General features: G+C 66.4%; 21 protein-coding genes and 1 pseudogene. 11 read left to right on the top strand and 11 right to left on the bottom strand.

The window, feature by feature from the left end:
• Nucleotides 1–40 precede the first annotated feature (40 nt).
• The 3 genes from arsC to ACM0PY_RS00850 all read right to left on the bottom strand — a co-directional run bounded on the left by arsC (nucleotide 41) and on the right by ACM0PY_RS00850 (nucleotide 2,140).
• Complete coding sequence (arsC, locus tag ACM0PY_RS00860; protein ID WP_180883869.1) at nucleotides 41–382, bottom strand: arsenate reductase (glutaredoxin); 342 nt, start codon at nucleotides 380–382, stop codon at nucleotides 41–43.
• Entirely contained in the window at nucleotides 382–1,536 is a 1,155-nt protein-coding gene (locus tag ACM0PY_RS00855; protein ID WP_088496680.1) for a phospholipase A, read from the bottom strand. Before ACM0PY_RS00855 ends, arsC begins: the two co-directional genes overlap by 1 nt.
• A 118-nt stretch (nucleotides 1,537–1,654) precedes the next feature.
• Nucleotides 1,655–2,140: a DUF456 domain-containing protein gene (locus tag ACM0PY_RS00850; protein WP_180883871.1), complete on the bottom strand. Its 486-nt coding sequence runs from the start codon at nucleotides 2,138–2,140 to the stop codon at nucleotides 1,655–1,657.
• Between the two features lie 235 nt (nucleotides 2,141–2,375).
• On the opposite strand from ACM0PY_RS00850, the gene ACM0PY_RS00845 reads away from it, so the two are divergent.
• Nucleotides 2,376–2,585: a cold-shock protein gene (locus ACM0PY_RS00845; RefSeq protein ID WP_005417546.1), complete on the top strand. Its 210-nt coding sequence runs from the start codon at nucleotides 2,376–2,378 to the stop codon at nucleotides 2,583–2,585.
• A gap of 73 nt (nucleotides 2,586–2,658) precedes the next feature.
• On the opposite strand, the gene ACM0PY_RS00840 is transcribed toward ACM0PY_RS00845, so the two are convergent.
• A complete protein-coding gene (locus ACM0PY_RS00840) occupies nucleotides 2,659–3,153 on the bottom strand; it encodes a glycine zipper 2TM domain-containing protein (protein WP_005417545.1) in 495 nt (164 codons plus the stop codon).
• Nucleotides 3,154–3,289: 136 nt separating this feature from the next.
• Nucleotides 3,290–3,724, bottom strand: coding sequence for a cytochrome c (locus ACM0PY_RS00835; protein WP_005417544.1), 435 nt, complete (start codon nucleotides 3,722–3,724; stop codon nucleotides 3,290–3,292).
• Between the two features lie 79 nt (nucleotides 3,725–3,803).
• On the opposite strand from ACM0PY_RS00835, the gene ACM0PY_RS00830 reads away from it, so the two are divergent.
• Nucleotides 3,804–4,631, top strand: a complete 828-nt coding sequence (locus ACM0PY_RS00830) for a tRNA threonylcarbamoyladenosine dehydratase (protein ID WP_134972252.1) — start codon at nucleotides 3,804–3,806, stop codon at nucleotides 4,629–4,631.
• A gap of 77 nt (nucleotides 4,632–4,708) precedes the next feature.
• Here the strand turns inward: ACM0PY_RS00830 and ACM0PY_RS00825 are convergent, their stop codons facing one another.
• Nucleotides 4,709–5,482 (bottom strand): TatD family hydrolase, encoded by a 774-nt coding sequence (locus ACM0PY_RS00825; RefSeq protein WP_180883873.1) that lies wholly within the window; start codon nucleotides 5,480–5,482, stop codon nucleotides 4,709–4,711.
• Entirely contained in the window at nucleotides 5,479–5,694 is a 216-nt protein-coding gene (locus ACM0PY_RS00820; protein ID WP_005417541.1) for a DUF6116 family protein, read from the bottom strand. Before ACM0PY_RS00820 ends, ACM0PY_RS00825 begins: the two co-directional genes overlap by 4 nt.
• 163 nt (nucleotides 5,695–5,857) lie before the next feature.
• Between ACM0PY_RS00820 and ACM0PY_RS00815 the strand changes: the two genes are divergently transcribed.
• The 9 genes and pseudogenes from ACM0PY_RS00815 (at nucleotide 5,858) to ACM0PY_RS00775 (ending at nucleotide 15,505) form a co-directional block, all read left to right on the top strand.
• Nucleotides 5,858–6,700 (top strand): glycine zipper 2TM domain-containing protein, encoded by an 843-nt coding sequence (locus ACM0PY_RS00815; protein ID WP_065178309.1) that lies wholly within the window; start codon nucleotides 5,858–5,860, stop codon nucleotides 6,698–6,700.
• 125 nt (nucleotides 6,701–6,825) lie between these two features.
• A complete protein-coding gene (locus tag ACM0PY_RS00810; protein WP_005417537.1) occupies nucleotides 6,826–7,368 on the top strand; it encodes a GNAT family N-acetyltransferase in 543 nt (180 codons plus the stop codon).
• Between the two features lie 175 nt (nucleotides 7,369–7,543).
• A complete protein-coding gene (locus ACM0PY_RS00805; protein ID WP_032954328.1) occupies nucleotides 7,544–8,200 on the top strand; it encodes a glutathione S-transferase family protein in 657 nt (218 codons plus the stop codon).
• Nucleotides 8,201–8,261: 61 nt separating this feature from the next.
• Nucleotides 8,262–10,540, top strand: a pseudogene (locus tag ACM0PY_RS00800) (transketolase C-terminal domain-containing protein).
• Between the two features lie 3 nt (nucleotides 10,541–10,543).
• Entirely contained in the window at nucleotides 10,544–12,487 is a 1,944-nt protein-coding gene (gene asnB / locus ACM0PY_RS00795) for an asparagine synthase (glutamine-hydrolyzing) (RefSeq protein WP_180883875.1), read from the top strand.
• A 66-nt stretch (nucleotides 12,488–12,553) separates the two neighbouring features.
• The gene (locus ACM0PY_RS00790; RefSeq protein ID WP_049410520.1) at nucleotides 12,554–13,114 is read left to right on the top strand and encodes an NADPH-dependent FMN reductase; all 561 of its coding nucleotides are present in this window, start codon (nucleotides 12,554–12,556) and stop codon (nucleotides 13,112–13,114) included.
• A gap of 247 nt (nucleotides 13,115–13,361) precedes the next feature.
• Entirely contained in the window at nucleotides 13,362–14,792 is a 1,431-nt protein-coding gene (locus ACM0PY_RS00785; protein WP_049410515.1) for a replicative DNA helicase, read from the top strand.
• A gap of 246 nt (nucleotides 14,793–15,038) precedes the next feature.
• The gene (locus ACM0PY_RS00780) at nucleotides 15,039–15,251 is read left to right on the top strand and encodes a hypothetical protein (protein ID WP_134972526.1); all 213 of its coding nucleotides are present in this window, start codon (nucleotides 15,039–15,041) and stop codon (nucleotides 15,249–15,251) included.
• Nucleotides 15,248–15,505 carry a hypothetical protein gene (locus ACM0PY_RS00775; protein WP_134972527.1) on the top strand — a complete coding sequence of 86 codons (258 nt, stop codon included), beginning with the start codon at nucleotides 15,248–15,250 and terminating at the stop codon, nucleotides 15,503–15,505. The genes ACM0PY_RS00780 and ACM0PY_RS00775 overlap by 4 nt, the downstream gene beginning before the upstream one ends.
• Before the next feature lie 98 nt (nucleotides 15,506–15,603).
• Here ACM0PY_RS00775 and lpdA read toward each other — a convergent pair whose 3' ends face one another.
• From lpdA to ACM0PY_RS00755, 4 genes are all read right to left on the bottom strand, one after another.
• Entirely contained in the window at nucleotides 15,604–17,040 is a 1,437-nt protein-coding gene (gene lpdA, locus ACM0PY_RS00770; RefSeq protein ID WP_005417523.1) for a dihydrolipoyl dehydrogenase, read from the bottom strand.
• A 63-nt stretch (nucleotides 17,041–17,103) separates the two neighbouring features.
• Entirely contained in the window at nucleotides 17,104–18,303 is a 1,200-nt protein-coding gene (gene sucB, locus ACM0PY_RS00765; protein WP_134972528.1) for a dihydrolipoyllysine-residue succinyltransferase, read from the bottom strand.
• A 40-nt stretch (nucleotides 18,304–18,343) separates the two neighbouring features.
• Entirely contained in the window at nucleotides 18,344–21,175 is a 2,832-nt protein-coding gene (locus tag ACM0PY_RS00760; protein WP_180883878.1) for a 2-oxoglutarate dehydrogenase E1 component, read from the bottom strand.
• Between the two features lie 186 nt (nucleotides 21,176–21,361).
• Nucleotides 21,362–22,258 carry a GNAT family N-acetyltransferase gene (locus tag ACM0PY_RS00755; protein ID WP_180883880.1) on the bottom strand — a complete coding sequence of 299 codons (897 nt, stop codon included), beginning with the start codon at nucleotides 22,256–22,258 and terminating at the stop codon, nucleotides 21,362–21,364.
• Nucleotides 22,259–22,261: the final 3 nt, after the last annotated feature.

Genomic DNA, 22,261 nt, shown 5'->3' with positions numbered 1-22,261 from the left:
TGTGCACAAACGACTTAATTCCCTCCGTCCCTTTTTCGGGTTACAGGATCTCCAGCACTGTTTCCGGTGGGCGGCACAGCCGCGTGCCCTTGGCCGTACGCACCACGGGGCGATTGATCAAACGGGGGTGTTCGCTCATCGCCGCCAGCAGCGTGGCGTCGTCGGCGCCGTCCAGGCCCAGTTCGGTGAACAGCGCCTCCTTGCTGCGTACCAGTTCCTGTGCGTGCAGCCGGGATTCGGCCAGTACCTGGCGCAGCGTGGCTGCGTCCGGCGGGTTGCCCAGGTAGTCGATCACCACCGGCTCGAAGCCCGCATCGCGGATCAGCTTCAGTGCGCCGCGCGAATTGCTGCAGGCCGGGTTGTGCCAGATCGTCACGTCCATCAGAACCACTCCAGCAGAGACACGCCCACACCCACATAGGTGGCCTTGTGGTTGTAGTCGATCAGGCTTTCGCCGTAGCCGTCGAAGACCTGCACATGGCCACGCAGCAGGTTGCTGATCGGGAAGCCGTAGTCCAGCTGCAGCGCACCGTGCGAACGGCTTCCGGTGCGCAGTGAATGGCGCGCCATCAGCGAGACCTCATGCCCATTGCGGTTCCAGGTCAGGGTGGCGTCGCCGCGGCCCATGTAATCCTCGATGTCCGGATTGTTGTCTTCGCTGCGGCTTTCGGGAATGCGGTACCAGGGACGCAGCACCAGCGCCCAGTTCTCGCGGTCCAGGCCGATGTTGAGCATGACCCGGTTCCAGCTGCGTGACAGCGGGTCGGCGCGGCCATTGGACTGGTGGTTCAGCGCGATGCCGGTCATGCGCCCGCGCCAGCCACCGATCGAGTAGCCGTTGCGGAACACCATCATCACTTCCGGCTCGTAATTGGTTTCGCGGAACGGGCGCGAATCCTCGCCGTTGTAAGCCTGCCAGCGCGAACTCTGGGTGTAGCCGGCCCAGATGTCGCCGTTGTCGCCGAACAGGTTCTCGACGATCTTGGTCTTGAAGCTGATCTGGAACTTCAGCTCGGCACTGTCGAGTACCTGCGGAGTGGTCACGCTGTTGGCCGGGTTCGGCGAGTGCGGCATGGTGTTGCGATCGCTGGTCCAGAAGGCGGGCAGCAGGTACACCGGCTTGTAGGCGCGCAGTTGGAACGGCCCCAGCTTGGAGTCCTCGGCCAGTTCCCAGCGGCTGTCCAGCAGCGAACCGCGGCCGGCGTTGGCCAGCGCGCTGTCCGGCGTCGCCGGGCGGAACAGGTCGCTCACCCGCTCGCGCAGCTTTTCCTCGCCCTGGCTCACGCGCGCGGTCTGCCGTTCTTCGCGGCGGGCCTGCGCAGCCGCTTCGGCGGCAGCATCAGCGGCGGCGGTAGCCTCCGGGGTATGCCCGAACAGGCGGTCATAGCAGGCCAGCCGGGCCGCGTCGGTGGTAATTGCCGCGCAGGCGGCCGGTGAGGCATCGGCGGTAGGCGCGAACTCCTGCGCAGCCAGCGGTGCACTGGCCAGGGCAAGCGCCAGCGGCGCCAGACGGGGAAACAGCGTGGGGAGGGTCATTGCAGCAGGCCCTTCGATGAATTCGGGAGTCACACAGTGTGGCGGCTGTGCCGGATCGCGGCCAGCCCCACGGTTTATGCACGGTCACAGCGTGCGCGTGGCGTGAAGGCCCGGTGGCTCAGAAGAACCAGGCGAACGCGAACAGGCCCAGCATCGCGATCACAACCGCCAGTTTCAGTGCCAGGCCAAGCAGGATGCCGAGCCAGGTGGCCACGCCGACCTTGGTTGAGCGGCTGAGTTCGCGGGTGTGCCAGTACTCGCCGAGCAGGGCACCGACCAGCGGTCCCGCGAACAGGCCGATGGGCATGAAGAACAGGCCGACGATGCTGCCGACGAAGGTTCCCCACAGCGCCTTGCGGCTGGCGCCGACACGCTGCGCGCCGACCACCGTGGCCAGCACGTCCACCAGCAGCGAAAGCAGGGTCAGTACCCCGAGCGCGACCAGGGTGGGCCAGCCGACGTGGGCGAAGCCGTCGGCCCAGGCGGCCAGCAGCAGTCCGATGAACACCAGCGGGATGCCCGGGAGGGCCGGCAGGATGATGCCGGCGATGCCTATCAGGACAAAAATGACCGCTAGCAGATACAAGATGAATGAGAGTCCCATGCTGTCCCGTATGGAGTCCGTTTTGGGGTTGACAGTGAAAGATTTTGCCAGTTGCTTTTTCGTTTTGGCCGGGTTAAGTTGCAGTCGCTGAGCTTGGCAAGGTCACCGTGGATCGTGGCCTGATGAAGCAAGATCTTCCCGATCCGCTGCATCGATGCACCTCGCTTCCCCCTTGCTTGTCAGCCGCCCACCAGGCGTTTCCAACAACAAGAGAGAGTCAAAGGGAGTTAGTGAGATGGCTGATCGCGAGACCGGTACCGTAAAGTGGTTCAATGATGCGAAGGGCTTCGGCTTCATCAGCCGGCAGAATGGCGAGGACGTGTTCGTGCACTTCCGCGCCATCGAGACCCAGGGCTTCAAGAGCCTCAAGGAAGGCCAGAGTGTGAGCTTTGAAGTCGTGCAGGGCCAGAAGGGCCTGCAGGCTGACAAGGTCCAGCCGATGTAACACCTGCCGTCCGTCGGCATGAAAAAAGGCCCGCGCAAGCGGGCCTTTTTCTTTGCCTTTGGCCCGCTGCAGGTCAGCGCAGGATGACCTTGCCGTTGACCACGCGCACATAGGTGTTCTCACGGATGCCACCCAGGTCACGCTGGTTGACCACGATGGTGCGGCCATCATCCATGCGCACGCTGATGTCGTAGGTATCGCTGGTCACATTCTTCTGGATCTGGTTGCCAGCCAGGGCGCCACCGACTGCGCCTGCAGCGGCGGCAATGTTCTTGTTGCCACGGCTGCCACCGGTGTGGTCGGAGATTTCATGGCCGGCCACGGCGCCAACGATGCCGCCGAGGATCGCGCCGGTCGCGCTGGGCGCGGTGCGGCCCGAGGGCACGGTGTTGATGCGGGTGACGATGCCACAGTCCGCGCAGCGGCCCTGGTTGTAGCCGCCGTTGTTGCCGTAGCCGCCGTTGTTGTAGCCGTTGTTGTAACCACCGCCACTGTAACCGGGCGAGGTGGCACAACCGGCCAGCGCGAGGGTAGCGATGGCGCTGGCGGCGATGAGCTGGATCTTCATGGGGCGTCTCCTGGCCGTGAAGGCGGGTATGTTGGGTGGTACTGCGTCATGCAGCAGGGTGGACGAATCCTCTCCCTTTGAACGTGAACAACGCGCCAACCACGCACCCGATGTCCGGCTGCAGGATGAACGCGCCTCAGCGGAAATCCTGGTGGCAGGCCCGGCAATCGGCCTGCAGCGTTTCCACGAGCTGGGCCAAGGCCCTGCAGTCGCCTGGCGGTGCAGCCAGCGCCGTGTTGAGGTTGCCGCGAAGTCGGCTGGCGTGCTGCTGGAACTGCGTGCTGTCCTTCAGCCCGGGAAACGCCAGGTCCAGGTCATTGGACAACAGGCGTAGCGCCTGCAGCCGCGGCACGCTGTCGGCCAGGCTGCAGCGGTTCTGCTGCTGGGCCCGCTGCAGCAGCTGCGACTGCCGCTGCATCACCTGCATCAGGCTGTCCGGGAACGGGTCGCGACGCGCCTGCAGGGCGCGGCCTACCATCACCGTGGCGACCAGGCCGATCAGCAGGCCCAGGCACAGTACGAACAGGTAGCGATGGGCAGGGGACAGGCGGCGGGGCGGGCTGGCGTTCATGCGGGCTCTCCGGGCGTGCAACGGTGGGTTCGACGCCGGCGTGCTTTGGGCGCTGGCACCTGCACGTTAAAATAGCCCGATGAACGAACAGGTCAAACAACGCTTCGCCGGCATCGAACGGCTGTATGGCGTGGGTGCGCTCGAGCGCCTGCAGGGCAGTCGCGTGGCGGTGGTCGGCATGGGCGGCGTCGGCTCGTGGGTGGTGGAGGCGCTGGCCCGTTCGGCGGTCGGTCATCTGACCCTGATCGATGCCGACGACATCTGCGTGTCCAACACCAACCGGCAGCTGCCGGCGATGGAAGGCAATTACGGGCGCAACAAGGCCCAGGCGATGGCCGAGCGCTGCCGTGCGATCAACCCGGGGATCGACGTCGACGCCGTGCAGGCATTCTTGACGATGTCCAACATGGCTGAGCTGCTGGACCGCGGGTTCGATCTGGTGATCGACGCCTGCGACAGCTTCCGGGTCAAGGTCGAGACGATCGCCTGGTGTCGCCGCCGCAAGCTGCCGCTGCTGACCGTCGGCGCTGCCGGTGGCCGCACCGACCCGACCCTGGTACGTATCCGCGATGTCTCGCGCACCGAGCATGACGCCATGCTGGCGCTGATCCGCAAGAAGCTGCGCAGCGAGTTCAACTTCCCGAAGAACGCCAAGCGCTATTTCGGCGTGCCGGCGGTGTATTCGCTGGAGAATGTGAAGTACCCGCAGGCCGATGGCAGCGTCTGCGGCATTCGTCCGAACCTGGGTGCGGATGCTGCATTGAAACTGGACTGTGGCGCAGGCCTCGGTGCGGCAACCCACATCACCGGTGCCTTCGCCTTCGCGGCGGTCGGCAAGGCGCTGGAGATGCTGCTGGAGCCGAAGAAGGTGAAGGCCGAAGTGGTCGAGGATCACGCCGACGCGTGACGGTAGTGGCGGCCGCTGGCCGGCATCCGCGCTGATCGAATCATTCCGGAGTTGCCGGCCGGCGGCCGGCACTACCCTCAGTTCGCCGGCAGCGCGAACAGCCGCCGCGCATTCTCTGTCGTGGCCTGTGCCAGGGCCTCCAGCTCCATTCCGCGCAGCGCGGCCACGTGCCGGGCAATGGTTGCCAACCGTGCCGGTTCGTTGCGCTGGCCGCGGACCCCTGCGTCGGGCTGGTCGGGCGCGTCGGTTTCCAGCAGCAGCTGCTCCAGCGGCATTCCGCGTACCAGCCGTTGCAGGCGCTGCGCCCGCTCGTAGGTCAGCGGACCGCCAAGGCCCAGCAGGAAGCCGTGCCTGTGCAGTTGCGCGGCCTGTTCGGGGCTGCCGGAAAAACTGTGCACCACGCCGCGCAGGCCGCCGATGCGGCGGATCGCGGCGATCACCGCATCCACCGCGCGTCGCGCGTGCACGATCACCGGCAGCTCGAACTCACGGGCCAGTTCCAACTGGCCGATGAAATATGCCTGTTGAGCCTCGGCATCCAGTCCTTCGACGAAGAAGTCCAGCCCGCATTCGCCGATCGCGCAAGGGCGTTCGCGCTCGATCCACTGGCGCAGCAGTGGCAGGTGCCCAGGCTGGTGATCGGCCAGGAACATCGGGTGCAGGCCGAAGGCCGGGTACAGCCCGGGCGCCTGCTGGCAGACCTCGCGCAGTTTCGGCCAGCTGGCAGCGGTGACCGCTGGCACCACCTGTTGGCGTACACCCACGGCCTGCGCCCGCTCGATCACCGCGGCACGGTCAGGGTCGAACGCGCTCGCGTCGAGATGACAGTGGCTGTCGACCAGCACGCTCAACGCTGTTCCAGCGGCGGTGGCGTGGTGGCGTTGCGGCTCTTCCAGTTGGCCAGCAGCAGCGTGCCGAAGCCCAGCACCAGCTCATCGATGAACGGGATGGGGTCCGGGATGAACAGCGTCAGCACGAACAGGCCGGCGGTGAGCTTGAACAGGGTGGGGTAGCGCAGCCGGCGCGCCCACTGCAGTACTGGCAGCAGCATCGGGTTGGCCATGGCGGGGATCCTCGTGGGGAATATGCAAACGCTACCACGGGCCCTGCATTTCCCGATGCTGAATGGGTTACAGGAATGAGCAGGAAATGTGGAGATTCCGTTCAGGCAGCGCATGCTGCAATCTGTCCCGAGAACGTTGCGGATGGTCCGCAAGGAGCAGGTCATGAAAAGCACAACTACAACTGTCCTGGTCGCAGCGGGCGCGCTGCTGGTTGGTGGCATCGCCACCGCCGCCTTCATGAAGAGTGGCGACCGCTCGCCCGACTCCATCAGCGCCGCAACCCCCAATGGCGAGTCGCGCCTGGTCGATGGCAACGCCACAGACGATGGCGTACGTGGTGACAAGCTCGACCCGTCGGCGCCGCGCGGGCTGGAATATGCCGATGTGCTGAAGGTCGACCCGATCACCGAGAAGCAGAAGGCCTATGCCACCGTGATCGGCACCGATCCGGTGCGTGAGACCTCCACCACCCAGACCCCGCACGAGGTCTGCCAGGACGTGACGGTGCAGGAACGCCTGCCGGAGCGTGATGGCAACGTTGGCGGTACCGTGGTTGGCGCGGTGGTGGGTGGCCTGCTCGGCAACCAGGTCGGTGGCGGCAACGGCAAGAAGGCCGCGACCGCAGCCGGTGCGGTGGCCGGTGGCTTCATCGGCAACCAGATCGACAAGCGCCATGTGGGTGGTCGCGTGGTCAATCGTACCGAGCGCCAGTGCCACACCGAAACCGCAACGTCCGAGTCGAGCCGCGTCACCGGTTACAACGTGACCTATCGCAACGAGGACGGCACCACCGGCACCATGCGCATGGCCAGCAAGCCGGGCAGCCGCATCGCCATGGGTACCAATGATGTGGTGAAGGGCTACAACGTGACCTATCGCTATGATGGCGCCGAGAAGACCGTGCGCATGGACAACAAGCCGGCCAGCGATCGCCTGCCGGTGGTCGATGGCCAGCTGGTCACGCAGACCGCTGCTGCCGGCGCCACGGCGGCCACGCGCCAGTAATCCAGAACACCCTGCTGCACCCGACGGGCCGGCTCATGCCGGCCCGTTTCGTTGTGCGCACGGGCATTCATCCGTGGGCAAAGGGAATCGACCATGATGGACGCCCCCTTCGACAAGGAGTCGGCATGAGCATCTTCGACCTGCGCCTGGAAACCGAGCGGCTGATCCTGCGCCCGCTGCTGCGCGAGGACTACGAACCGTACCTGGCATTCTGTGCCGACGAGGAAACGATGCGCACCCTGGGGGGTGTTCAACCGCCCTCGGTGGCATGGCGCGGCTTCTGCAGCCTGGCCGGTGCCTGGCAGCTGTTCGGCTTCTCGATGTTCAGCGTGATCGAGAAATCCAGCGGTGACTGGATCGGCCGGATGGGACCGTGGCAGCCGCAGGACTGGCCTGGAACCGAGGTCGGCTGGGGTATTCGGCATGCGAGCTGGGGCCGGGGCTATGCACCGGAAGCGGCGGTTGCCGCCATCGACTGGGCATTCGACACGCTGGGCTGGGACGAGGTGATCCACACCATCGCCGAGAACAACGACAACTCGAGGGCGGTCGCGCGCAAGCTCGGCAGCACGCTGCTGCGCATGGGTGAATTGCCGCCGCCGTACAACGACAAGCCGATGCAGATCTGGGGCCAGTCGCGCGAACAATGGCGGCAGCGCGTGCGCTGAGCGTTGCCGGTAGTGCCGGCCGCTGGCCGGCAACCTCGATGTGGCAGGATTCGTGCGATTGCCGGCCAGCGGCCAGCGTTACCGTGTTGCCATGCTGCACCCGCGCTTGGCATTCACCGGCGGGCTTGCCAGACTGCGTGCAGCTGGCCGCCGGCCGGATCCGAGGAATCAGGCAATGGTGGAAGAGCGCGTCCCGTTGACGGTGCATGGCATGTCGGTGTCCGGCAATTGCCACAAGGTCCGCCTGCTGCTGGAGCAGCTCGGCAGCCGCTACCGCTGGGTGGAAGTGGACAGTGCCCATGGCCAGACCCACACCGCCGAGTTCCTCGCGCTCAATCCCAACGCCAAGGTGCCGTTGATCGTCCGCGACGATGGTCGTGTGTTGACTGAATCCAATGCGATCCTGTTCTGGTTGGCCGAAGGGACGCCCTACCTGCCCACTGACGGTTGGGAACGTGCGCAGGCATTGAGCTGGATGTTCTTCGAGCAGTACACGCACGAGCCATGCGTGGCGGTAGCGCGCTTCATCCGCGGCTGGACACCGCCCGATTCACCGCGCCGTGCTGAACTGCCACGCCTGCACGAGCGTGCCGCCACCGCGCTGGCCGTGATGGAGCAGCACCTGCGCGAAGCGCAGTGGTTCACCGGCAGCGCATACGGCATCGCCGACATTGCGCTGTTCGCCTATACCGACGTGGCAGGCGAGGGCGGCATCAGCCTGGCGCCCTTCCCGGAAGTGCGCGCCTGGCTGCAGCGCGTGCGTGCGCAGCCGCGCTTCGTGGCGATGCCAGCGGTGACCGCCGAGGTGCGCGCGCGCTTCGAGGCCGCCTGATCCCACAGAATAGTGCCCGGCGCTGCCGGGTGGAACGCAACAACGACACGGAGGGTGTTCGATGTTTGCTGTGGTTCCAGATCCGATTCCTGCGCGCATGCGCGTGCTCAACCGCGCCGAAGTGTGCGACGCCAATTTCCTCGACGCGGTGCGTGGCTGGCGAGGCACACCGCGCGCACGTCCTGCGCCGGACGCGCCGATCCTGCCGGGCAGCACGCTCAGCGCTGCGGCCTTCGGTGAGCTGTTCGATTCGCAGCTGGCCAGCCGCCAGCTGGACCTGATGGCGCGCGTATTGCGCGTGCAGAACAAGGTCTTCTATACCATCGGGTCGTCCGGCCATGAAGGCAACGCGCTGCTGGCGCGGGCCTGCCGGCATACCGACCCCGCATTCCTGCACTATCGCTCCGGCGCCTTCATGGTCGAGCGTTCGCGCCAGGTGCCGGGCATCGACCCGTTGCGCGATGCGGCGCTTTCATTCGCGGCCAGCGCCGATGACCCGGCCAGTGGCGGCCGGCACAAGGTGTGGGGCAGCAAGCCATTGTGGTATTGCCGCAGACCTCGACGATCGCTTCGCACCTGCCGAAAGCGCTGGGCACCGCGCTGGCCATCGAGAGCGGCAAGCGGCTGGGCCATGCGCTTCCCATTCCGGCCGACAGCATCGTGCTGTGCTCGTTCGGCGACGCCTCGGCCAACCATGCCACTGCGCAGACCGCATTCAACACCGCGATGTGGGCCGCCTACCAGAAACTGCCGGCGCCAATCCTGTTCGTCTGCGAGGACAACGGGCTGGGTATCTCGGTGAAGACGCCGGACGGCTGGATTGCCGAGCGCTTCAGCCACAAGCCAGGGCTGGACTATTTCTTTGCCGATGGCCTCGACCTGGCCACCGGGCACGCCCAGGTGCAGGCCGCAGCGGACCACTGCCGACGGACGCGGCGACCGACCTTCCTGCATCTGCGCACCACGCGCCTGATGGGCCACGCCGGCACCGACTTCGAGGTGGAATGGCGTGCATTGCCGGAATTGTGCGCGGCCGAGGCACAGGATCCGCTGTTGCGCTCGGCGCAGATCGCGCTGGAATCGGGCTGGATGGATGCAGCCGCCATCGAAGTGGCCTACGAGACGATGCGCGCGCGCTGCATGGCCGCCGCTGCCGATGCCGAAGGCCGCGCGAAGCTGCAGTCGCTGCAGGAGGTCATGGCGCCATTGGCACCCTATACGCCCGCGGCGGTGCAGGCAGAAGCCCGGCGCGAGGTCGCCGACGAAGCGCGCGAGGCACTCTATGGCGGTGCCGAGGCCTTGCCGGAACGACAGGCGCCACGGCATCTCGCGATCCAGATCAACCACGGCCTGCAGGAACTGCTTGCGAAGTATCCGCAGAGCCTGCTGTTCGGCGAGGACGTGGCTCAGAAGGGCGGTGTGTACACCGTCACCAAGGATCTGCTGCGCCGCTTCGGCCCACGCCGGGTGTTCAACACGCTGCTGGATGAAACCATGATCCTGGGCATGGCGCAGGGCCTGGCCAACCTGGGCATGCTGCCGGTTCCGGAGATCCAGTACCTGGCCTACCTGCACAACGCCATCGACCAGCTGCGTGGTGAAGCCTGTTCGCTGCAGTTCTTCTCCAACGACCAGTACCGCAACCCGATGCTGGTGCGGGTGGCCGGGCTGGGCTACCAGAAGGGTTTCGGCGGGCACTTCCACAACGACAACTCGATCACCGCGTTGCGCGACATCCCCGGGCTGGTGGTCGGCTGCCCCTCGCGCGGCGACGATGCGGTGATGATGCTGCGCACGCTGGCTGCACTGGCGCGGGTGGATGGGCGCGTGGCGGTGTTCCTGGAGCCGATCGCGCTGTACATGAGCAAGGACCTGCACGAAGCGGGGGATGGCCAGTGGCTGTTCGACTACCCGGCACAGGGCCGGGCGCTGGTGCTGGGCGAGGGCCGGGTCTATGCACCGGAGGCCGGAGACCTGGTGATCTACACCTATGGCAATGGCGTGCCGATGGCGTTGCGCGCGGCGCGGGCGATCGAGCAGCAGCTGGGCTGGCAGGTGCGGGTGGTCGACCTGCGCTGGCTGGTACCGTTGGACGCCGGCTTCATCGCGGCCCAGGCCGCGAGCGCGCGGCGGGTGCTGGTGCTGGACGAAGGCCGCCACAGCGGCGGAGTGGGTGAGGGCGTGGTCACGGCGCTGGTCGAGGCCGGCTTTGGTCACCTGCCGCTGCGCCGCGTCTGTGGCGCCGACACCTACACGCCACTGGCAGGGGCAGCAATGTTTGGGCTTCCAAGCGACAATGCGGTGATTGGCGCCGCCCTCGACCTGGCGCAGGAACCCTGATGCATGTGTGGATTGGCGGGAATGTTGTTGCCGGCGCCGCTGGCGTCGGCCGAGGCGCTGCAGGCGCAGGCGCTGGCCATGGGCCAGGCGCTGCACCATCGCGGGCCGGATGATGGCGGCAGCTGGGTCGATGCCGAGGCGGGCATCGCGCTGGCGCATCGGCGCCTGAGCATCCTTGACCTGTCCCCGCTGGGCCACCAGCCAATGGCCTCGGCGGACGGCCGCTACGTGATGGCCTACAACGGCGAGGTCTACAATTTCGCGGCTCTGCGTGAACAGCTGGAGCCGCTGGGGCACACCTTCCGCGGCCATTCCGACACCGAAGTACTGCTGGCGGCGATCCTGCAGTGGGGCGTGGAAGATACCCTGCAGCGCTGCAACGGCATGTTCGCCATCGCGCTGTGGGACCGCCAGGATCGTTGCCTGTGGCTGGCCCGCGACCGCGTCGGCAAGAAGCCGCTGTACTACGGCTGGGCCGGCGACACGCTGGTGTTCGGTTCGGAACTGAAGGCGCTCTGGCAACACCCGGCGTTCGACAACGACATCGACCGCGATGCGCTCACCTTGCTGCTGCGGCTGGATTACATCCCGGCGCCGCACAGCATCCACCAGCGCTGCTACAAGCTGATGCCGGGCCGGGTGCTGCGGCTGGATGCAGCGGCTGTGGCCGCAGGCGCCGCGGCACACCGCCCGGAGCAGGCACAGCGCCCGTACTGGGATGCGCGCGCACGCATGCAGGCGGCGTTGGCCGCCCCGTTCCAGGGCCGCATCGAAGAGGCCGAGGAACAGCTGGACACGCTGCTGCGTGATGCGGTGGCGCTGCGCATGGTGGCCGACGTGCCGGTCGGCGTATTCCTGTCCGGCGGCACGGACTCATCGCTGGTGGCGGCGCTGATGCAGGCGCAGAGCGGACAGCCGGTGCATAGTTTCAGTATCGGCTTCACCGACTCGGGACATGACGAAGCACCGCTGGCCAGGGAGCTGGCGGCTCACCTCGGCTGTGATCACACCGAGTTGTACGTCAGTGGCGCCGACGCGCTGGCCGTGGTGCCGCAGTTGCCGGCGATGTTCGATGAGCCTTTTGCCGATGCGTCGCAGGTGCCGACCGCGCTGGTCGCACGGCTGGCGCGGCAGGGCGTGACCGTCGCGCTGTCCGGCGACGGTGGCGACGAGCTGTTCTTCGGCTACACCCGGTATGTACGCGCGCTGCGCAACTGGCAGATGCTCGGACGCGTGCCGGGGCCGCTGCGGCGCTGGATGGGCGCACGCTCGCAGCAGCAGGGCGAGGCCTCACGGACCGGTGGCCTGGCCGCGCTGCTGGCCGAGACCGGCGCACGTGGCATCGGCGACGTCTACCGCAACCGCATCTCGCGCTGGCGCGATCCTGCCGCGGCGGTGCCCGGCGCGCAGGCCGCCGGCAGCTTCTACGACCTGGCCGATCCGCTGCACGGCGCGGGGACACCGGCCGATGCGATGATGCTGGCCGATTTCGTGACCTACCTGCCCGATGACCTGTTGTGCAAGGTCGACCGGACCTCGATGGCGGTCAGTCTGGAGGCGCGCGCGCCATTGCTGGACTGGCGCGTGGCCGAGTTCGCCTGGTCGCTGCCGCTGGGCTTCAAGCGCAGTGAGACGACCAGCAAGGTGCTGCTCAAGCGCGTGCTGGGCCGTTACGTGCCGCATTCAATGGTGCACCGTCCCAAGCGCGGTTTTGGCGCACCGGTCAGTGACTGGTTGAAGGGCGACCTGCGGCCCTGGGCCGAGGACCTGCTGCAGCCGGCGCGGCTGGAGCGTGAGGGCGTGCTGTCGGCGGCGGCGGTGAAGCCGCTGTGGCAGCAGTTCCTGGGGGGGCAGCGCAAGTGGCATACCCACTTGTGGAACGTGCTGATGTTCCAGGCTTGGCAGGCGCATTGGCGGCAGGCGCGGACCGGCGTGACCGGCGGCTGATCTTCACCGGATGGCACGGGCCTGGCGACTAGGCTGGGCCTCCCGCACCGTGAGGAGTATGTCCCGATGTCCGTCCCCACCATCGCCGTGTTCGTTGGCAGCCTGCGCAAGGATTCCTGCAACCGCAAGCTGGCCCATGCGCTGGAGAAGCTCGCCGGTGATCGCGCGCGCTTCCAGTACGTGCAGATCGGCGATCTGCCGTTGTACGACCAGGATTTCGACGCCGATTATCCGCCGCAGGGCACCCGGCTGAAGGACCAGGTGCGCGCCGCCGACGCGGTGCTGTTCGTGACACCCGAGTACAACCGGTCGGTGCCTGGCGTGCTCAAGAACGCCATCGATATCGGATCGCGCCCGTACGGTGACAGTGCGTTTGCCGGCAAGCCGGCGGCGGTGATCGGCGCCTCCATCGGCCAGATCGGTACCGCCGTGGCCCAGCAGCACCTGCGCAACAGCCTGGCCTTCCTGGACATGCATGTGCTGGGCCAGCCCGAGGCATTCATCCACTTCAAGGACGGCCTGATCGATGCCGACGGCACGATCCACAACGAAGGCACGCAGAAGTTCCTGCAGGGCTACGTGGACCGGTTCCTGGCGTTGATCGCAGTGCACGTCAAGGGCGATTGACGCCTGCGGGGTCAGAGTCCCCTGCGTCGAAGGGGATCCGACCCCGGGGCGTTGATCTGCGATAATGTCCCGCTCGGGCGCCGCAACGGCGCCCGTCGCAGGCAGTGCGACGCTTTCACGCCAGTCTGGCCAGGTACCGGCGGATATCCCCCGTTTTCCCGCGGCTTATCCACAGGCTTGTCCATGGCTGCCGGGGTCGGCACATGCCTACACTCGTCTGGCCCACTTTTGCAGGAAACACCGCAGCATGTCCGCTCGTCCCGGCTTCCGTTCCAACCGCAGAGAGCGCGGTGATGGCTTCGATCGCGATCGCGACGAGTCGCGCATCGACCAGTTGCGGGTACCGCCCCATTCGGTGGAAGCCGAGCAGGCGGTGCTGGGGGGGCTGATGCTGGCGCCCGAGGCGTATGACCGTGTCAACGACCAGCTGACCGAAAGCGACTTCTATCGTCGCGATCACCAGATGATCTATCGTGCGATCCGCGAGCTGTCCGAGCGCGAACGGCCGTTCGACGCGGTGACGCTGGGCGAGTGGTTTGAATCGCAGGGCAAGATGGAACTGGTGGGTGACGGCGCCTACCTGATCGAACTGGCCAGTACCACGCCGTCAGCTGCCAACATCGTGGCCTACGCCGAGATCGTGCGCGACAAGGCGGTGCTGCGGCAGCTGATCCAGGTCGGCACCGACATCGTCAACGACGGTTTCCAGCCGGAGGGGCGTGACAGCAGCGAGCTGCTGGCCTCGGCGGAAAAGAGCGTGTTTGCAATCGCCGAACAGGGTGCGCGTGGCCGTACCGATTTCGTGGCCATGCCCGGTGCACTGAAGGATGCCTTCGAGGAGCTGCGCAACCGCTTCGAGAACGGCGGCAACATCACCGGCCTGCCGACCGGTTACAACGAGTTCGATGCGATGACCGCCGGACTGCAGCCGACCGACCTGATCATCCTCGCGGCGCGCCCGGCAATGGGCAAGACCACCTTCGCGCTGAACATCGCTGAGTACGCGGCCATCAAGTCGAAGAAGGGCGTGGCGGTGTTCTCGATGGAAATGTCGGCATCGCAGCTGGCGATGCGCCTGATTTCCTCCAATGGACGCATCAACGCGCAGCGCCTGCGTACCGGCCAGCTGGAAGACGAGGACTGGAGCCGCGTCACCAGCGCGATCAAGATGCTGAAGGAGACCAAGATCTTCATCGACGACACGCCGGGCGTGTCGCCTGAAGTGCTGCGTTCCAAGTGCCGCCGCCTCAAGCGCGAGCATGACCTGGGCCTGGTGGTGATCGACTACCTGCAGCTGATGAGCGTGCCGGGCAACAGCGAGAACCGCGCGACCGAAATCTCGGAAATCTCGCGTTCGCTGAAGGGACTGGCCAAGGAACTGAACGTGCCGGTGATCGCGCTGTCGCAGCTCAACCGCTCGCTGGAAACGCGTACCGACAAGCGCCCGGTGATGGCCGACCTTCGCGAATCGGGCGCAATCGAGCAGGACGCGGACATGATCGTGTTCATCTACCGCGACGACTACTACAACAAGGAAAACTCGCCGGACAAGGGCCTGGCCGAAATCATCATCGGCAAGCACCGTGGTGGCCCGACTGGCTCGTGCAAGCTGAAGTTCTTCGGTGAGTACACCCGCTTCGACAACCTGGCCCACGATTCGGTCGGTTCGTTCGAGTAACGGTCATGCCGGCCGCTGGCCGGCAACCACCACCGGGCGCTGAGAGCCAAGGCACCGGCAGGAGCCGCTGTCAGCGCGGGTTCCATGGGGTCGCCACGAAGCGCAGCCGGGCGTGGGCTTGGCGTTGCACTGCGCTGGATCGGTTTCATCGCCCCCAGCCCGGTTTCGTCGCAAACCGTTTGCCGGCGCCAGGGCAGGGCGCCAAGGTGTCCGCAGGCGGCAGGGTGCCGCCCCAAGGAGACCGTGATGAAGACCCTGTTCGCGCTCGGTGTGTGGTGCCTGCTGTTCGTACTTTGCTGGCCGCTGGCGATCCTCGCCCTGGTCGCCTGGCCGATCGTGTGGCTGCTGAGCCTGCCGTTCCGACTGGTCGGCATCACCTTCTCGGCGCTGTTCGCCTTCCTGCGCGCGCTGTTCATGCTGCCGGCGCGCCTGCTCGGTGGCCGGGCGGTGCCCGCATGAGGGCGGTGGTGCTGGTCGGTCTGGCCCTGTTGGCCGGCCCGGTACTGGCCGCACCTCCAGCACCGCCTTCGGTGTGGCTGGAGCGCCAGCAGGCAGCCGGTGCCGACGAAGCGAATGCTGCTGGGGCGAAGGCTTCGACGAGGCCCGAGGCCAGGGAGCGCTGCCGGGTCACCAAGGAATGGAAGGTCGGCGAGACGGTGGTGCAGCACAGGGTCTGTGAGGATCCACCGAAGAAGCCTGCTGGAAAGGTGTAGCGATCCTGCAGGGAGATGGGCGACAAAAAACCCCGCCGAGGCGGGGTTTCTTGAATCCGGGTGATGCCGGCCAGCGGCCGGCACTACCAGGCGGACGATCAGTTCGCTTTGTGGATGGCGCGCTTGCTGACCGCCATCGCGGCGTCGTGGATCACTTCCGACAGCGACGGGTGGGCGTGGCAGATGCGGGCCAGGTCATCGGCCGAGCCGCTGAACTCCATGGTCAGCACGCCTTCGTGCACCAGTTCGGAGACGTTGGCGCCAACCAGGTGCATGCCGAGGATGCGATCGGTTTCGGCATGGGCCAGGATCTTCACGAACCCCGCCGGCTCGATCATCGCCACGGCACGGCCGTTGGCGGCGAACGGGAAGCTGCCGGCCTTGTACGGAATGCCCTCGGCCTTCAGCTGGGCTTCGGTCTTGCCGACCCAGGCCAGTTCCGGCTCGGTGTAGATGACCCATGGGATGGTGTCGAAGTTGACGTGGCCCGGCAGGCCGGCGATCAGCTCAGCCACCGCGATGCCTTCCTCGAAGCCCTTGTGCGCCAGCATTGGGCCGCGCACGCAGTCGCCGACTGCCCACACGCCGTTGACGCCGGTGTGGCAGTGCGCGTCGACTTCGATCTGGCCGCGCTCGTTGACCTTGACGCCGGTGCCTTCGGCCAGCAGGCCCTTGGTGGCGGCGCGACGGCCGACGGCCACCAGCAGCTTGTCCACGGTCAGGGTCTTTTCGCCTTCCGCGTCAGTGTAGGTGACGATGACTTCCTTCTTCTTGCCCTTGCCGGTGATCTCGGTCTTGGAAACCTTGGCATTGAGCTTGATGTCCAGGCCCTGCTTCTTGAATTCCTTGGCAGCGGCCTTGGCCACTTCGGCGTCGGCAGCCGCCAGGAACTCCGGCATGGCCTCAAGGATGGTGACTTCAGCGCCCAGGCGCTTCCACACGCTGCCCAGTTCCAGGCCGATCACGCCGGCACCGATCACCGCCAGGCGGTTCGGCACTTCGGTGAAGTCCAGGCCGCCGACGTTGTCGACGATGGTCTCGCCGTCGAACTTGGCGAACGGCAGTTCGATCGAATCCGAACCGGCCGCGATGATGACGTTGGTGCCCTTCAGCTCGACTTCCGAACCGTCGTGCTGCTTCACCTTGACCACGTTGCCCGGCTGCAGCTGGCCGAAGCCGTAGTAGGCGGCGACCTTGTTGGCCTTGAACAGCATGCCGATGCCGCCGGTGAACTGCTTGACGATCTTGTCCTTGCGGCCAATCATCGCCTCGACGTCGATCTTGGCATCCTTGAAGCTGATGCCGTGGTCGCCAAAGATGTGGCCCATGTTCCAGAACTGGCGCGAGGAATCGAGCAGCGCCTTGGACGGGATGCAGCCCACGCGCAGGCAGGTGCCGCCGAGGGCCGGCTTGCCGTCCTTGCCCAGCGCTGCGTCGATGCAGGCGGTCTTCAGGCCCAGCTGGGCCGCGCGGATGGCAGCGTGGTAACCGGCCGGGCCGGCACCGATGACGACGACGTCGAATTGTTCAGCCATTGAATTATTCCTTGATGCATTACCAGAACCCCTCCGCGCAGGCGCGGAGGGGCGGGAGGTTTCTTACAGGCCGAACAGCATGCGGCCCGGGTTTTCCAGCTGGTTCTTGATGTCCACCAGGAACTGCACCGAGTCCTTGCCGTCGATGATGCGGTGGTCGTAGGACAGCGCCAGGTACATCATCGGCGCGATCACGACCTGGCCGTTCTGGGCGATCGGACGCTCCTTGATGGCGTGCATGCCCAGGATGGCGCTCTGCGGCGGGTTGATGATCGGGGTCGACAGCAGCGAACCGAAGGTGCCGCCGTTGGTCACGGTGAAGGTGCCGCCCTGCAGTTCTTCCAGGCCCAGCTTGCCGTCACGGGCCTTCTTGGCGTAGTCGGCGATGGTCTTCTCGATGTCGGCGAACGACATGCGCTCGACGTTGCGCAGGACCGGCGTGACCAGGCCCTTCTCGGTCGACACGGCGATCGAGATGTCCGAGTAGCCGTGGTAGATGATGTCGTCGCCGTCGATCGAGGCGTTGACCAGCGGGAAGCGCTGCAGCGCGTTGGCAGCGGCCTTCACGAAGAAGCTCATGAAGCCCAGCTTGATGCCGTGGGCCTTGACGAACTCGTCCTGCAGCTCCTTGCGCGCCGCCGACACCTTGGACAGGTCGACTTCGTTGAAGGTGGTCAGCATGGCGGTGGAGTTCTTCGACTCCATCAGGCGCTCGGCGATGCGCTTGCGGATGCGGGTCATCGGCACGCGCTCTTCTGGACGTGCACCACCGGCCTTGCCGGCGCCGCCGTTGCGGGCGAAGTTGACGATGTCTTCCTTGGTCACTGCACCACGACGGCCGGTGCCGTCGACGTCGGCCGGGTTCACGCCTTCGGTGATGGCGGTGAAGCGGGCGCCCGGCGGCAGGGTGTCGGCGGCCGACTTGGCAGCCGGAGCCGGAGCGGCGGCAACGGCCGGAGCAGCGGCGGCCGGTGCGGCTTCAGCCTTCTTCTCCTCAGCGGCCGGGGCCGGAGCCGCAGCCACGGCGCCTTCTTCGATGATCGCCACGACCTGGCTGGAGGTCACGGTATCGCCTTCCTTGAACTTGATTTCCTTCAGCACGCCGTCAACCGGCGACGGCACTTCCAGCACGACCTTGTCGGTTTCCAGGTCAAGCAGGTTTTCGTCGCGCTTGACGGCGTCGCCCACCTTCTTGTGCCAGGTGGCGATGGTGCCGTCGGCGACGGATTCGGGCAGTACCGGGGCTTTGACTTCGGTGGCCATTGCGGGAGCTTCCTGGTTTGTCTTCTAAATAGGGGGAGGATTATTCAGCGAACGTGTCGTTGAACGGGTTGACCAGTGCGTCGGCAATCAGCTGCTGCTGCTCGCGGACGTGGTCAGCCATGTGACCGGCAGCCGGCGACGCCGAACGTGCGCGACCGGCGTAGTGCAGGTTCTGGCCATCGGCCAGGCAGAACTGCAGGTGGTGGCGGATCTGGTACCACGCGCCCTGGTTCTGCGGTTCTTCCTGCGTCCACACCACGTCGGTGGCCTTGCCGTACTTCTTCAGCTCGGCAGCCAGCAGCGCACGCGGGAACGGATACAGCTGCTCCACGCGGATGATCGCCACGTCGTCCTGGCCACGCTTGGCCTGGTCTTCCAGCAGGTCGTAGTAGACCTTGCCCGAGCACAGCACCACGCGCTTGACCTTCTTGGCATCGGCATTGGCGTCGCCGATCAGGTGCTGGAACTCGCCATTGGCCAGTTCGTCCAGGGTCGACACGGCCAGCTTGTGGCGCAGCAGCGACTTCGGCGACATCACCACCAGCGGCTTGCGGGTGGTCATGTGCAGCTGGCGACGCAGCATGTGGAAGGCCTGCGCCGGGGTCGACGGCACGACAACCAGCATGTTCTCCAGGGCGCACAGCTGCAGGAAGCGCTCCAGGCGCGCCGAGCTGTGTTCCGGGCCTTGTCCTTCATAGCCATGCGGCAGCAGCAGGGTCAGGCCCGAAATGCGGCCCCACTTGGCTTCACCGGCGGCGATGAACTGGTCGATCACCACCTGGGCACCGTTGGCGAAGTCGCCGAACTGGCCTTCCCAGATGCACAGCGTGTTCGGATCGGTGGTGGAGAAACCGTACTCGTAGGCCATCACCGCTTCTTCGCTCAGCAGCGAGTCGATGACGGTGGCCTTCTCCGGCGAATCCACCAGCTGCCGCAGCGGCATGTAGTAGTTGTCGGTCTTCTGGTCGTGCAGGATCGCGTGGCGGTGCGTGAACGTACCGCGGCCGACGTCCTGGCCGACCAGGCGCAGCGCATGGCCTTCGTCGAGCAGGGTGGCGTAGGCCAGGTTCTCGGCAAAGCCCCAGTCGCCCGGAATCTCGCCGGCGGCCATCTTGCGGCGGTCGTCGTAGACCTTGGCCACGCGCGAGTGCAGCTGCACTTCGTCCGGGATGGTGTTGATCAGCTTGGCCAGCTCGACCAGCTTGTTCTTCTCGACCTTGGTCGAGACCGGGTCGGACAGCTTGCCTTCCAGCAGCTTCGGCCAATCGACGAACAACGGGCTGCTCGGCGGGGTCTTCTCGACCTTGGCCAGCTCGGTGGTCACTTCACCCGCGTCCAGCTTCTCGCGGTAGGCATCGACCATGGCCTTGCCGGCACCGGCGGCGATCACGCCCGCCTTTTCCAGCTGCTCGGCATACATCTCGCGGGTGGTCGGGTGCTTGCGGATCACCTGGTACATCAGCGGCTGGGTGATCGCCGGCTCGTCGGCCTCGTTGTGGCCCCAACGGCGGTAGCACATCAGGTCGATGACCACGTCCTTGGCGAACTTCTGGCGGAACTCGAAGGCCAGCTGCGCGGCGAACACGACGGCTTCCGGATCATCGCCGTTCACGTGCAGCACCGGGGCGGCGATCATCTTCGCCACGTCGGTGGCATAGCGCGTGGAGCGCGTATCCAGCGGGTTGGAAGTGGTGAAGCCGACCTGGTTGTTGACCACGATGTGTACGGTGCCGCCGACGGCGAAGCCGCGGGCCTGCGACATCTGGAACAGCTCCATGACCACGCCCTGGCCGGAGAAGGCCGCGTCGCCGTGGATCAGGATCGGCATGACCTGCTTGCGTGCGGTGTCCTTGCGGCGCTCCTGGCGCGAACGCACGGAACCGGCCACGACCGGGTCGGCGATTTCCAGGTGCGACGGGTTGAACGCCAGCGCCAGGTGCACCGGGCCACCGTCGGTGGCCACGTCGGCGGAGAAGCCCATGTGGTACTTCACGTCGCCGGCCGAAGCGTGCTCGTCGTGTTCGAACTTGCCTTCGAACTCGTCGAACAGCTTGCGCGGGTTCTTGCCCAGGGTGTTGACCAGCACGTTCAGGCGGCCGCGGTGGGCCATGCCGATCACCACGTCCTTGACGCCATCCTTGCCGGCGCTGCGGATGATGGTGTCCATCATCGGGATCAGCGAGTCGCCGCCTTCCAGCGAGAAACGCTTCTGGCCGACGTACTTGGTGTGCAGGTAGCGCTCCAGGCCTTCGGCCGCGGTCAGGCGCTCCAGGGTGCGGCGCTGGGTGTCAGCGTCCAGCTGGTAGTTGCCACCGGCCGCTTCCAGCTTCTTGTAGATCCACTGGCGCTGCTCGACCTCGGAGATGTGCATGAACTCCGCGCCGATCGAGCCGGTGTAGGTCGCCTTCAGGCGTGCGAGCAGGTCGCGCAGCTTCATGCGCGGCTGGCCGCCGACGCCGCCGGTGCTGAACTCGCTGTTGAGATCGGCATCGGACAGGCTGTGGAACGGCAGGCCCAGGTCCGGGGTGTTGACCGGCGCGGCCAGACCCAGCGGATCGAGGCGGGCGTCCAGGTGGCCGCGCGAGCGGTAGGCGGTGATCAGACGACCGACATTGCGCTCGCGCTCGTCGCCCGCACCGGTGCCGGTGCCAGCTTTCAGCGCATCCTTGGCCGCGTCCGCGATGTGGGAGATGACGGCCGAGTGCGGAATGTCGCCTGCTTCGCGGCCCTTGAAGCCGTCGAAGTAGGTCTTCCATTTGGGATCGACACTGTCCGGGGAGACCAGGTACTGCTCGTACAGGTCCTCGACATAGGAGGCGTTGCCGCCGGCGAGCTGCGAAGATTGCGCAAACTGCTTCAGTTGATTGTCCACGATGGAGGGTGTTGATTCGCTTTGTGGGGTATGGCTTCAGAAGGACCCGGCAGGAAGATGAATAGCCCTGCGCGGGCGCGTTCAAACAGCCAAATTGTACCCCCATCCGGACACGAAGGGGCACCACCACAGGCATCCCGCGTCCCCCGGTGCCGCTTCCAGACAGGTTGAGTGGGCGGTGCCCGCTCAGATGCCCAGCGCACGCAGTTCGCTGCAATCGCGCGAACGGTCCCAGACGCGCTGCAATTGCTGCTCGAACGGCTGCGAACGTGCAGGCAGCGCGATGCCGGCCTCGCCGTCGAGGCGATGACCGATCAGACGAAAGTAGAAGTCGCCTGCATCGTTGAGCAGGCAGGCCGAGGCCAGCGCACGGTCGACCGGGTCGGTGACCTCGCGGAACTGGATCACACTGGGCAGGCGCTGGACCAAGGCCAGCAGCGGCGCACCGGCCGAGGCGATCGCCGCCGCGTCGTGCACGATCACCCGCAGCTGCTTGTCGTGGCGGGCGGTGACGAAGCGGCGCAGGGCGGCCTGTACCGGCGGCGCGTCCAGCAGGCCGGGGTCCAGCTGGCGGCTGTGCAGCCACAGCTGGCGACGGGCGCGGTGGATGATGGCGGTGGTGATCGCCACCGCCTGCTCGCGGCCGTCGATGGCGCTGGCCGCGCCCAGCCGGCGGCGCATCTGCTGGTGGCCGATGCCGGCCTCCTCGAACACCTCGCCCTCGGGCAGGAAGCCCTGGCGGGCATAGAAGTCACGGGCCGGCAGCTGCGCGTGCAGATGCAGCTCGGCCAGGCCGCCCCGACGTCCTGCCTCGACCAGCGCCGCCAGCAGGGCCTCGCCGACGCCCTGGTTGCGATGGCTGGCCAGCACCGCCATGCGGCCGATGCGGCCGTCCGGGGCCAGCCGGCCGGTGCCGACCGGCTGGTTGTCACTGTCCAGGGCCAGCACATGGACGCTGACCGGGTCCAGCGCATCGCGTTCCAGTTCCGCGGCGATGCCCTGTTCCTGCACGAACACGCGTTGGCGCACGTCGTGAATGGCAACGTGGGCGTCGGCGTGGCTGACCTGCTGGACCCGGATCATGGT

Source organism: Stenotrophomonas sp. BR163 (assembly GCF_047520985.2).
In the GTDB taxonomy this organism is placed as follows: Bacteria; Pseudomonadota; Gammaproteobacteria; order Xanthomonadales; family Xanthomonadaceae; genus Stenotrophomonas; species Stenotrophomonas sepilia.
This window is presented reverse-complemented; position numbering and strand designations above follow the sequence as displayed.